At 69.6% G+C, this 11,179-nt stretch carries 12 protein-coding genes; 7 read left to right on the plus strand and 5 right to left on the minus strand.

Going from position 1 to position 11,179, the window contains the following annotated elements:
- The first annotated feature begins 15 nt into the window (after positions 1-15).
- The 4 genes from ehuC (at position 16) to AB0H93_RS20965 (ending at position 2,547) form a co-directional block, all read left to right on the plus strand.
- Entirely contained in the window at positions 16-729 is a 714-nt protein-coding gene (gene ehuC / locus AB0H93_RS20950; protein ID WP_358574612.1) for an ectoine/hydroxyectoine ABC transporter permease subunit EhuC, read from the plus strand.
- Positions 730-1,380, plus strand: coding sequence for an ectoine/hydroxyectoine ABC transporter permease subunit EhuD (gene ehuD / locus AB0H93_RS20955; RefSeq protein ID WP_358574613.1), 651 nt, complete (start codon positions 730-732; stop codon positions 1,378-1,380).
- Positions 1,381-1,393: 13 nt separating this feature from the next.
- Positions 1,394-2,158 carry an ectoine/hydroxyectoine ABC transporter ATP-binding protein EhuA gene (gene ehuA, locus AB0H93_RS20960; RefSeq protein WP_093271119.1) on the plus strand — a complete coding sequence of 255 codons (765 nt, stop codon included), beginning with the start codon at positions 1,394-1,396 and terminating at the stop codon, positions 2,156-2,158.
- Positions 2,159-2,223: 65 nt separating this feature from the next.
- Positions 2,224-2,547 (plus strand): antibiotic biosynthesis monooxygenase, encoded by a 324-nt coding sequence (locus AB0H93_RS20965; RefSeq protein WP_358574615.1) that lies wholly within the window; start codon positions 2,224-2,226, stop codon positions 2,545-2,547.
- Between the two features lie 18 nt (positions 2,548-2,565).
- Here the strand turns inward: AB0H93_RS20965 and AB0H93_RS20970 are convergent, their stop codons facing one another.
- Positions 2,566-3,105 (minus strand): NUDIX hydrolase, encoded by a 540-nt coding sequence (locus tag AB0H93_RS20970; RefSeq protein WP_358574617.1) that lies wholly within the window; start codon positions 3,103-3,105, stop codon positions 2,566-2,568.
- Between the two features lie 40 nt (positions 3,106-3,145).
- On the minus strand, positions 3,146-4,501 hold the full coding sequence (locus tag AB0H93_RS20975) for a DUF222 domain-containing protein (protein ID WP_358574618.1): 1,356 nt from the start codon (positions 4,499-4,501) through the stop codon (positions 3,146-3,148).
- Positions 4,502-5,090: 589 nt separating this feature from the next.
- On the opposite strand from AB0H93_RS20975, the gene AB0H93_RS20980 reads away from it, so the two are divergent.
- Positions 5,091-6,722, plus strand: a complete 1,632-nt coding sequence (locus AB0H93_RS20980; RefSeq protein WP_358574619.1) for an alpha-amylase family glycosyl hydrolase — start codon at positions 5,091-5,093, stop codon at positions 6,720-6,722.
- A 113-nt stretch (positions 6,723-6,835) separates the two neighbouring features.
- Here the strand turns inward: AB0H93_RS20980 and AB0H93_RS20985 are convergent, their stop codons facing one another.
- Positions 6,836-8,248 carry an amino acid permease gene (locus tag AB0H93_RS20985; RefSeq protein ID WP_358574621.1) on the minus strand — a complete coding sequence of 471 codons (1,413 nt, stop codon included), beginning with the start codon at positions 8,246-8,248 and terminating at the stop codon, positions 6,836-6,838.
- A gap of 99 nt (positions 8,249-8,347) precedes the next feature.
- On the opposite strand from AB0H93_RS20985, the gene nucS reads away from it, so the two are divergent.
- Positions 8,348-9,007, plus strand: a complete 660-nt coding sequence (nucS, locus tag AB0H93_RS20990; RefSeq protein ID WP_132493184.1) for an endonuclease NucS — start codon at positions 8,348-8,350, stop codon at positions 9,005-9,007.
- Between the two features lie 85 nt (positions 9,008-9,092).
- Here nucS and AB0H93_RS20995 read toward each other — a convergent pair whose 3' ends face one another.
- Entirely contained in the window at positions 9,093-9,875 is a 783-nt protein-coding gene (locus AB0H93_RS20995; protein WP_358574622.1) for an SDR family oxidoreductase, read from the minus strand.
- 133 nt (positions 9,876-10,008) lie between these two features.
- Here AB0H93_RS20995 and AB0H93_RS21000 point away from each other — a divergent pair, with 133 nt between their 5' ends.
- Positions 10,009-10,548 (plus strand): helix-turn-helix domain-containing protein, encoded by a 540-nt coding sequence (locus AB0H93_RS21000; protein WP_358574624.1) that lies wholly within the window; start codon positions 10,009-10,011, stop codon positions 10,546-10,548.
- 10 nt (positions 10,549-10,558) lie between these two features.
- Here the strand turns inward: AB0H93_RS21000 and AB0H93_RS21005 are convergent, their stop codons facing one another.
- Positions 10,559-10,747 carry a hypothetical protein gene (locus AB0H93_RS21005; RefSeq protein WP_358574625.1) on the minus strand — a complete coding sequence of 63 codons (189 nt, stop codon included), beginning with the start codon at positions 10,745-10,747 and terminating at the stop codon, positions 10,559-10,561.
- Positions 10,748-11,179: the final 432 nt, after the last annotated feature.

Here is an 11,179-nt window from a genome sequence, read left to right on the forward strand (position 1 = left end):
GCGACGGGAGGCGACATGTCCGGGAACGTCTCGCACTTCCTCTCGGTCCTGCTGCAAGGTGTGCCGGCGACGGTGATCGCGACGCTGTGCGGCATCGCGCTGTGCGTCGTGCTGTCGTTCGCGGCCGGCCTCGGCATGCTGTCGCCGTGGCGGTGGGCGCGCGTCATCGCCCGCAGCTACGTCGAAGTCTGGCGCGGCACATCCGAAGTGGTGCAGCTGTTCTGGATCTTCTTCGCGTTGCCGCTGCTGGTCGGCTTCGAGCTGCTGCCCCTGTGGGCGGGCATCCTCGTGCTCGGCCTGAACCACGGCGCGTACGGCGGCGAGATCGTGCGCGGCGCGGTGCGGGCGGTGCCGAAGGAACAGCACGAGTGCGCGGTCGCGCTGAGCTTCGGCCCGGCGCAGCGGATGTGGCGGGTGATCCTGCCGCAGGCGGTGGTGGAGATGATCCCGCCGTTCAACAACCTGTTCATCCAGCTGCTGAAGAGCAGCGCGCTGCTGTCGCTGATCTTCGTGCACGACATCACCTACCAGGGCCGGGACGTCCTCGAACCGAACTTCACCGGCCAGACCGCGCTGATCTACCTGCTGATGCTGGCGCTGTACCTGGTGCTGGCGCTGCTGATCACGGCGGTGATGCGGGCGCTGGAGAAGCGGGCCGCGGCGGCCGTCGGCCGAGAGCCCGTCGCACCGTCGAAGGCGCTCGGCCGAGCCGAAGGCGGGGCGGTCTAGTTGATCTGGGACTGGGAGTTCACCGGACGGATCATCCCGGACATCCTGCGCGGCCTGGTGGTGACGTTCGAGGCGACGCTGCTCGGTTCGATCGTGGCCTTCGCGCTCGGCCTCGTCCTGGCGCTGCTGCGGCGATCCCGGATCCGGCTGGTCAGCGGGTCGGTCTGGGTGCTCATCGAGTTCGTCCGAAGCACGCCGCTGCTGGTGCAGCTGTACTTCCTGTTCAACGTGCTGCCCGGAATCGGCGTGAGGTTCTCCTCGCTGACCACCGGCGTGATCGGCCTCGGCGTGCACTACGCCTGCTACACCGCGGAGGTCTACCGGGCCGGGATCGAGGGCGTACCGCGAGGCCAGTGGGAGGCGGCGACGGCGTTGAGCCTGCCCACCCGCCGGGTGTGGACGAGCGTGATCCTGCCGCAAGCGATCCCGCGGGTGCTGCCGGCGCTGGGCAACTACACGATCTCGATGTTCAAGGAAACGCCGCTGCTGCTGGCGATCGGGGTGCTCGACCTGGTGGGAGCGGCGCAGGAAGCCGGGGCGGAGGCCTACCGGTACGTCGAGCCGCTGACCTTGGCGGGCGTCTGCTTCCTGCTGCTCAGCTACCCGTCGTCGCTGTTGGTGCGGAGGTTGGAGAGCCGTGTCGGGATCTGATGCGGGCCACGACATGATCCGGTTCGACCGCGTGGTCAAGCGGTTCGGCGACAACGTGGTGCTGGACGAGCTGGACTTCGCGGTGCGGCCGGGCGAGCGGGTCACGCTGATCGGGCCCAGCGGATCGGGCAAGACGACGATCCTGCGGCTGCTGATGACGCTGGAACGGGTCGACGGCGGCACCATCCACGTCGGCGAGGACTGCCTGACCCACGTGCGGCGGGGAGGACGGCTGGTCCCCGCCGACGAGAAGCACCTGAGGAAGGTGCGCAGGCGGATCGGCATGGTGTTCCAGCAGTTCAACCTGTTCCCGAACATGCGGGTGCTGCGCAACATCACCGAAGCACCGGTCCACGTGCTCGGCCGGTCCACTGAGGACGCCGAGCGGCGGGCGCGGGAACTGCTGGACGTGGTGGGCCTGGCGGACAAGATCGACGCCTACCCCACGCAGCTCTCCGGCGGCCAGCAGCAGCGGGTGGCGATCGCGCGAGCGCTGGCGATGAGCCCGGACGTGCTGCTGCTGGACGAGATCACTTCGGCCTTGGACCCGGAGCTGGCTGCCGAGGTGCTGGACGTGCTGCGAGATCTGGCGCGCACCAGCGACATCACGATGCTGTGCGTGACGCACGCGATGAAGTTCGCCCGCGACGTCTCGCACCGGGTGCTGATGTTCGACGCGGGCAAGATCGTCGAGGACAAGCCGCCCGCCGAACTGTTCGAGAATCCGGAGCAGGAGCGCACCCGGGCGTTCCTGCGGTCGGTGCTCGACGAGGCCTGACCGGTACCTGTCGGAGCCGGTGGTTAAGGTCCGCGGCAGGTTCCGGAGCAGTCGGAAGGACGCGGATGACCACGTCGACGAAGATCGGCCGATTGATGGCCTTCACCGCGAAGCCGGGCAAGGGCGGTGACCTCGCGGCTGCGATGCTGCAGGTCGCGGAGGGTCTCCGACAGGTGCCCGGCTGCGAGCTCTACGTCATCAGCCAGGATTCCGGCGACCCGGACACGATCCGGGTGGTCGAGGCGTGGGCGGACGAGGCGAGCGCGGACGCCGCGCTGGCGGCAGCGGCCAGCACCACCGGCCCGGTCAGCATCGAAGCGGTGCTGGGAATGCTGGCGAAGCCACCGGAACGCATCGACCTGACCACGCTCGGCGGCGTGGGGCTGTGACGCCCGACCGGCGGCAGGTCAGGCCGGGTTCCGGCGTTCGTGCAGGAGAAGCAGGGTGTAGGCGGCGATCGACTGCGCATCGGTGATCTCGCCTGCGGCGATCATTGCCTCGAACTCGGTCCGAGAGAACCAGGCGGCGCGCATGTCCTGCTCCTCCAGTTCGCGCTCGTGCTCGCCGGAGGTGAGCCCGGTGGCCAGGAACGCCCGGCCTCGCTGGCTGGTGAGCCCGGGCGCCACATCGAGGACGCCGATGTCGACGAGCTCCTCGGCCCGCAGTCCGGTTTCCTCGCGCAGCTCCCGCGCGGCCAATTCAGTGGGCGCGACATCGAGCCGATCGGGAGCGGTGCCCTGCGGGAATTCCCAGCGCCGCAAGCCCAACGGGTAGCGGAACTGCTCCACGAGGTGGAGCCGATCGCCGTCGAGCGGGATCACCAAGGCGTAGTTGGGCTTGTCGACCACGCCGTAGATCCCGTCCGAGCCGTCGGCCCGGCGAATGCCGTCCTCGCGAACGGTCATCCACGAGTTGGCGTAAACCTCGCGGCTGCTCGTCTGCTGCATGAGCCCATGATGCCGCACGCAGGACCCCCAGCGGCCCGGATCAACCAGAGGGCGCGCTCGCATGACCTCGCGACGATGCCAGGTGCTGGTCAACGATCGCGCGGTGTTGGGCGGGCAGTGCTCTGCCGCCTGGTCTGGGTGTTCGTCTGGGGTCCACTGTGGGCGGTGGGATGAATTGGGGTCTCCCGTCGTGCATGGTGATGTCCCAGCGTTGGTTGTGGAGTGTGCGGTGGTGGTGGGCGCAGAGCATGACCATGTTGTTCAGGTCGGTGGCACCGCCGTCGGCCCAGTGTTGGACGTGGTGCGCTTCGGAAGTTCCCGGCGGCCGGTCGCATCCCGGGAACGCGCACACTCCATCGCGCCGGAGCAACGCGGCGCGAATGTGCGTGGGTGAGGTTCGCTTAGCCCTGCCCACATCCAGCGGAAGACTGTCACCACCAAGAACGATCGGCAGGATTTCGGCGTCGCAGGCGATGCGGCGTGCGTTCTGGGCGGTGATGGTGCGTTCGGTGTTGAGCGTGCCGGGCATGCTGTCCTCGCCGATGACCTCCAGGCCCCGCTTGAGGTCCTCGAAATCGATGGCAATCGTCATCTGCGGCCGCTGACCACCGGTACGAGGCATCCCATCATGGTCCAGTGCCAGGTCCAGCAGCGCGGCGAAGCCGTCGGCATTCCGCTGCCCGGCCGTGCGCGGGTCCTTCTCTCCGTCGATCTCGGGTCGGGGCGCGGCGAGGGGTTGCATGAGTGCGGCGAACTTCGCTCCGGTTTCGCGGTCCAGTCGGGCTTTGATGACGGTCATGCCGTCCCGGGTGGTGCCGTAGTGGAGTTCGCGTGCTTCGTGCTGGGTTTCTTCGTTGAGGTAGGCGCCGTCCTGGTCGAGGAGGTAGCGGATGCGTTCGGCGAGTTTTTCCAGTTCCTTCGGCGGCATCGTGCGCGCGTACCTGGCGAGGGTTGTTTCGACCTCGGCGACTTGGTGGCAGCGGGCGTAGTCGGGTAGGCGTCGGATTCCGTTGACGATGACGCGCGCGTGCTCCAGCCCGATCGCACCTTCAGAGAGAGCGTGAGCTGTGTCGGGCAGGTCGGGCGGCATCGTCTCGCCATACAGGGTCCGCCGGTCTTCGACGTTGCGGGCGACTGTGACACGCGTTTTTGCGTCACGCGGGTCGATGTTGAGCAGTCCTTGTAGCCAGACTTGGAGCGATCGGGCGGTGGTGTCGGTGTGGATGGCTCGGTGGTCGGCTTCGGCGATGTATTGCAGTTGCTCCCACATCAGCACCCGCATCTCGGCCTCCAGTTCTTGGATGCGGGTGGCGAGTTCGGTGTCGGTGCAGGACACCGCCGACCACGGACCAACGAGGTCCCCGGTCGTGTCCTGGGTGTTCAGTAGCGGTGTCATACCTCCATTCTCCTGATTCGAACATGCGTTCGCATTGTTTTTATCGTCGCTTGATCAGGTGAAACACCCCGCCACAGGCCGTGAAAACCGAGTCATGTCAAGGGAAACGGTCACGACACGCCGAAGGCGACCTCATCCACCACCAAACCCCGCGCCACTATCGGCCGTGCGCACCGTGTCCGGCGACCAGGGGTCGATTTCCGCGAAGTCGAGCCACCCCCACAACGGCCCGACTCCTGTGGCGGATCAACCCGAAACCAAAGCCCCACCAGCCCCGACCAACCCGAAAACGGCCACCCCGCAACGCAAGCCGCAAACGAGCCAGCCCACACCGGGCCATCCCCGCGATAGAAAGCCGCCCAGGGGCTGCGGGTCGGATGTCAAGCCTGAAACCCCGAAGGGGCGGCCGCCAGGCCGGGCTTGACCTCCGGCCCGCGGTCCCCACCCTCCACCCATCGCGGGGATGGCCCAAAAGCACACGGAACCCCTAAAAGTCCCAACCCCTCCAAACCCCCAACCCCAAACCCGGCGAACCGAACCACAAGCTGAGAACCTCGAACCAGCCCCGAGTCAAGAGGAGCGATCCCCAGTGCCCCACCCCTGGTGGCGAAGCGCGGTGACGTACCAGATCTACCCCCGCAGCTTCGCCGACTCGAACGCCGACGGGATCGGCGATCTCCCAGGGCTGACCTCCAAGTTGGGCCACCTCGCCTGGCTGGGCGTGGATGCGATCTGGTTGACGCCCTGCTACCCGTCGAGGTGGGTCGACGGCGGCTACGACATCACCGACCACCGCGGCATCGACCCGAGCCTGGGCACCCTGCGGGACTTCGACCGGATGGTGGCCGCCGCGCACGGGCTCGGCATCCGGGTGCTGATCGACCTCGTGCCGAACCACACCTCGGACCGGCACGAGTGGTTCCGGCGGGCGCTGGCCGCCGGGCCCGGTTCGCCGGAGCGCGACCGGTACGTCTTCCGCGACGGCAGGGGGCCGGGCGGGACGCGTCCGCCGAGCGGCTGGGAGTCGCGGTTCGGCGGCAGCGCCTGGACCCGGGTGGCGGACGGCCAGTGGTACCTGCACCTGTTCGCCCCCGAGCAGCCCGACCTCAATTGGGCGAATCCGGAGGTGCGCGCCGAGTTCCTGGACATCCTGCGGTTCTGGGGGCGCCGCGGTGTCGACGGTTTCCGGGTGGACGTGGCCGCGGCGCTGGTCAAGGACCTGCGCGAGCCGTTGCGGGAGGTCGTCGGCGGGGAGGGCAGCACCGGGCTGGACGACTTCGCCGCCAACCCCGACCACCCGTTCCTGGACCGGCCCGAGGTGCACGACGTGTACCGCGAGTGGAACCGGGTGTTCCACGAGTTCGACCCGCCGCTGGTAGGGGTGGCCGAGGTGTGGGCGCGCAGCGACCGGCGGGTCCGCTACATCAGGCCTGGCGAGCTGCAGCAGGCCTTCGACTTCGAGTTCCTGCGGGTGCGCTGGCGGGCGTCGGAGTACCGGCGGATCGTGTCGGGGTCGATCGCGGGAGCATCGTCGGTGGGAACCGTGGCGACTTGGGTGCTGGCCAACCACGACGTGGTGCGGCAGGTGTCCGCGCTGGGGTTGCCCGCCGACGTCGACCTGCGGGTCTGGCTGGCGTCGGGCGGAACCGAACCGCCCGTGGACCTGGAGTTGGGCACCAGGCGGGCGCGCGCGGCGATCTTGTTCGCGCTGGCGTTGCCCGGCTCCGCGTACCTGTACCAGGGCGAGGAGCTCGGGCTGCCGGAGGTCGCGGACTTGCCCGCGGAGGTCCTGCGGGACCCGAAGTGGGCGCGTTCCCGGCACAAGGTGAAGGGGCGCGACGGCTGCCGGGTGCCGCTGCCGTGGACCCGGGGCGGGGTGTCCTTCGGGTTCGGCGACGCGCCGCCGTGGCTCCCGCAACCCGCCGGCTGGGGCGGCTACTCGGTGGAGGCGCAGCGCGGTGACCCCGGCTCGATGCTGGAGCTCTACCGCGCCGCGCTGCGGCTTCGGCGCGGGTTCAGCGGCGATGAGAGGTTCGGCTGGGACGACCGCCACGACGCCGGCGACGTCCTGGCGTTCCGGCGGGGCAAGGATGTCCTGGTCCTGGTCAACACCGGTCCCGCGGCCGTCCCGCTCCCGCCGGGGGAGGTCCTGCTGTCCAGCGCCCCGCTCGAAGCGGGCTCCCTCCTCGCCGACACCACCGCGTGGCTACGCCTGCCCTGACCAAAGCATGGGAACTTTCCTGTCACCGCAGGGCAGGGGGTGGTGCATGGGAACCTTCCTGTCACCCGCACCACGGCTTCGGCGCGCCGGGAGTGACAGGAAGGTTCCCATGCTCACTTCGCGGGCTCGGTGTTGCGCTCGTTGAGCCGGGACCTGCGGCGGCCGTAGCTGAAGTACACCGCCAGGCCGATCGCCGACCAGATCGCGAAGGTCACCCAGGTGACCGCGTCGAGGCCGAAGATCAGGTACACGCACAGGGCGAGGCCGAGCAGCGGCACCACCGGCATCAGCGGGGTGCGGAAGCTGCGCGGCAGGTCGGGCCGGGTGCGGCGGAGCACCAGGACACCGATGTTGACCAGCCCGAACGCGACCAGGGTGCCGATGCTGGTGGCCTCGGCGAGCTGGTTGAGCGGCACGACGGCGGCGAGCAGCGCCACCACGGTGCCGACCACCACGGTGTTCCGGGCGGGCACCGCGCGCCGGTTCACCTTGGACAGCATTCCCGGCATCAGGCCGTCGCGGGACATCGACACCAGGATCCGGGTCTGCCCGTACAGCACGGTCAGCACGACCGAGGCGATGGCGACGACAGCGCCGAACGCGAGCACCACCGAGGGCCAGCCCTGGCCGGTCACGATGCGCAGTGCGGCGGCCAGCGAGGCGTCGGATTCGCCGAGCGCTCCGACGCCCACCGCGCCGACGGCGGCGAAGGCGACCAGCACGTAGATGGCGGTGACGATGGCCAGCGACAGGATGATCGCGCGGGGCAGGTCGCGGGCCGGGTTGCGGGCTTCCTCGCCGGCGGTGGACGCCGCGTCGAAGCCGATGAACGAGAAGAACACCGCCGAGGCGCCCACTGAGATGCCGGCGAACCCGGCCGGGGCGAACGGCGTCATGTTCTCGGAGCGGAACGCCGTGATCGCCACGGCGAAGAAGAACACCAGCACCGCGATCTTGAGCAGGGTGGTGATCGTGGTGGCTCGGGCGCTCTCCCGCACGCCCAGCAGCAGGACGCCCGTGGCGAGCAGCACGATCAACGCGGCGGGGAAGTTGAACACGCCGCCGTCGCCGGGCGGCGCGGCGAAGATCTCGGGGATGGTGACGCCGATGGTGCCCTGCAGGAACTCGTTCAGGTAGCCGCCCCAGCCGACCGCGACCGCGGCGACCGACACCCCGTACTCCAGCAGCAGGCACCAACCGCAGATCCAGGCGACGAGCTCGCCGAGCGTGGCGTAGGTGTAGGAGTAGGCCGAGCCGGACACCGGCACGCTGCCCGCGAGCTCGGCGTAGGACAGCGCGGAGCAGAGCGCGGCCACGCCGGCCAGCACGAACGAGACGACCACGGCGGGACCGGCGGCTGGCGCGGCTTCGGCGAGCACCACGAAGATCCCGGTGCCGAGGGTCGCGCCGACCGACAGCGCCACGAGCGGTACCAGGCCGAGGGTCCGGCGCAGCTGGGAGTGCGAGCCGTCGTCGGCGAGTTGCTCGGCGGGTTTGACGCGCAGCAGGGTTCGGGCGAAGGACACGGGGCGTAACGGTATCTCGCTCAGCGGGAAGAACGAGGTCCGGCCCGGTGCGCCCCGGGGGTGCTCGACTTCTGGATCGACGCCCGTACTCTGTGCCGGGTGCGACTTGTCATTGCCCGCTGCCAGGTGGACTACGTCGGCCGGCTCACCGCGCACCTGCCCATGGCGCAGCGCCTGCTGCTGGTCAAGGCCGATGGGTCGGTGTCGGTCCACTCCGACGACCGCGCCTACAAGCCGTTGAACTGGATGAGCCCGCCGTGCTGGCTGATCGAGGATCCCGGCGTGTGGACCGTGCAGAACAAGGCCGGCGAGAAGCTGGTGATCAGCATCGAAGAGGTGCTGCACGACTCCAAGCACGAGCTGGGCGTGGAGCCGGGTCTGGTCAAGGACGGCGTCGAGGCGCACCTGCAGGAGTTGCTCGCCGCGCACGTCACGACCCTTGGCGACGGCTGGTCGCTGGTGCGCCGCGAGTACCCGACCGCCATCGGCCCGGTGGACCTGATGTGCCGGGACGCCGCCGGGGCGAGCGTGGCGGTCGAGATCAAGCGGCGCGGCGAGATCGACGGCGTCGAACAGCTGACCCGCTACCTGGAGCTGCTGAACCGGGATCCGCTGCTGGCGCCGGTGGCCGGGGTGTTCGCGGCGCAGCAGATCAAGCCGCAGGCCCGCACCCTCGCCGAGGACCGCGGGATCCGCTGCGTGGTGCTGGACTACGACCAGCTGCGCGGCATCGAGCCGGACGAGTACCGGCTGTTCTGAGCCATCCTTCCGGGGCACCCGCGGGCGTTGTCGGCCCGCGGTGACAGGAAGGTTCCCATGCTCACCAGGCGCGAAGCGGCCTTGATCAGGCGGTTTTAATCGCGTTGCCGTCGACGAGGTGGTCGGCGCCCGCGGTGCTCGCCGCGTGCGGGGACGCCAGGAAGGCGACCAGCGCGGCGACCTCCGCCGGTTCGACGAGCCGGCCGGTGGTCATGCCCGCTTCGGCGGGCAGCTGGGCGAGCAGTTGGTCGAGGGGGACTCCCAGCGCTTCGGCCATCGCCGCGCCGTGCCCGTCCGCCGCTTCCCACATCGCCGTGCGCGCCGGGCCGGGGGAGACGGTGTTGACCCGCACGCCCTGCGGTCCGACCTCTGCGGCGAGCGCCTTGCCGAAGGCGGTCAGCGCCGCCTTGGCGGTGGCGTAGGGCATCGGCCCGGAGTGCGGCGCCCGGGCGCTGATCGACGAGATGTTGATGATCGAGCCGCGGCGGCGCAGCAGGCTCGGCAGCGCCGCGCGGGTGGTGCGGACCGCGCTGAAGAAGTTCAGGTCGAAGGTCCGCTGCCACTCGTCTTCGGTGAGGTCGGCGAGGCCGCCGAGCAGTCCGCCGTCGCCGCCGCCGACGTTGTTGACGAGCAGGTCCAGTTCGCCCACGTCGGCGAGGGCCTGTTCGACGAGGTTCGCCGGGCCGTCCGGTGTGGACAGGTCGGCGGTGCGGCCGATCGCGCCGGTCGCCGCGAGTTCCGACGTGATCGTGCGCGCCGCGGCGACGACCCGCACGCCTTCGGCGGCGAGCGCGGACACGACCGCCAGCCCGATGCCGCGGCTGGCGCCCGTCACGAGCGCGGTCTTCCCGGTCAACTGCAGGTCCATGCTCCGGCTCCCTGTTGCATCAATGGTGATGCAGCAGACCATATAGATGCAACATATATGTCGCAAGTAACTGGCGAACTGGCACTCCGGTGTAGTGTTTCGGTGGTTCTGGGAGGTGGTTGTGGCGCGAGCGATGCGTGCGGACTCCGAGCGGACCGCACGGGGGATCCTGGAGGCGGCCGAACGCGTGCTCCGCGAGGACCCGGCGGCGTCGATGGGGCAGATCGCCGAGGCGGCCGGGGTCGCGCGCACGACGGTGCACCGGCGCTTCGCCAGCCGGGAGGCGCTGGTGGAGGCGATGACCACCTGGGCGGCCGAGCAGTTCCGCGACGCGGTCGAGGCCGCGCGCCCGGCCGGCGCGCCGCCGCTGGTCGCGCTGCACCACGTCACCGCGAACGTGTTGCGGGTGAAGGTCGACTGGGGATTCGCGATGAGCCGGGCGGTCACCGGCGAGGTCGAGCGCATCCACGGCGAGGTGCGGCGGGCTTGCATCGGGCTGATGGAGCGCGCCAGGGACGCCGGCGTGCTGCGCGCGGACGTCGACCTGGAGTGGGTGCGGCGGGTCTACTACGCGCTGATCCACGAGGCCGCCGAGGAGGGCAAGGCGGGTGCCGACACGGACGAGATGGCCGCGCTCGTCGTGGATACCCTGCTGAAAGGCGTTGGCGCGTAGCGGATTCGCGTCAGCTGCGGTCCGGCTTGCCGTGGCAGCACGGCCGCAGCCGCGTGGTGGTCCACGGGGTCAGCAGCCGGGCGAGGTTCCGCCAGAACTGCTCCGGCCGGTCGCGGACGCGTTGTGCGTCGTTCGCGGGCCGGTCGTTCGGGTCCGTCGCCAGTCCGTCGATGATCGCCAGATCGATCCGGGCGTTCACAGCTCCACCCCCGTCGCTGCGCATGTGCCAACAGTGACGGTACCGGTCACATTCCGTTGCGGGGAGCGGATTTCCGCATATCACTCGCATGGCCGTGCCGGGTCGCGCGGCTCGTCACGCCCCGTGTGCCGCGAGGCGCGCGAACGGGCCGCCCGTCCGGCGGGAATCGCCTGATCGATTTAGTGTCGAGTTCCAACGAAATGATATCGGAGCGATGTGACCCGCCCCACTGTGCGGTACTGTCCGGCTGCTGTCGCGAGTGTGGTGGTTGTCGTTCGACTTTGTTGGGTCTGGAGGTGGCGTGGCGGTGCTGCTAGCTCAGGGTCAGCTGCTGGACGCCAACGCGGTGGATTTCGCGTTGCTGGCGTTGTACTTCGTTTTCGTGCTGGGTATCGGGTATCTGGCGCGGCGTGCGGTTTCCACCAGTTTGGA

The sequence above is a fragment of the Saccharopolyspora sp. NPDC050642 genome (assembly GCF_040654735.1).
In the GTDB taxonomy this organism is placed as follows: Bacteria; Actinomycetota; Actinomycetes; order Mycobacteriales; family Pseudonocardiaceae; genus Saccharopolyspora; species Saccharopolyspora elongata.

Bases quoted from the DNA above. Each gene is read 5' to 3' on its own strand.
- ehuC (WP_358574612.1), top strand. From the start codon at position 16: ATGTCCGGGAACGTCTCGCACTTCCTCTCGGTCCTGCTGCAAGGTGTG.
- ehuA (WP_093271119.1), top strand. From the start codon at position 1,394: ATGATCCGGTTCGACCGCGTGGTCAAGCGGTTCGGCGACAACGTGGTG.
- AB0H93_RS20965 (WP_358574615.1), top strand. From the start codon at position 2,224: ATGACCACGTCGACGAAGATCGGCCGATTGATGGCCTTCACCGCGAAG.
- AB0H93_RS20970 (WP_358574617.1), bottom strand. From the start codon at position 3,105: ATGCAGCAGACGAGCAGCCGCGAGGTTTACGCCAACTCGTGGATGACC.
- AB0H93_RS20975 (WP_358574618.1), bottom strand. From the start codon at position 4,501: ATGACACCGCTACTGAACACCCAGGACACGACCGGGGACCTCGTTGGT.
- AB0H93_RS20995 (WP_358574622.1), bottom strand. From the start codon at position 9,875: ATGGACCTGCAGTTGACCGGGAAGACCGCGCTCGTGACGGGCGCCAGC.
- AB0H93_RS21000 (WP_358574624.1), top strand. From the start codon at position 10,009: ATGCGTGCGGACTCCGAGCGGACCGCACGGGGGATCCTGGAGGCGGCC.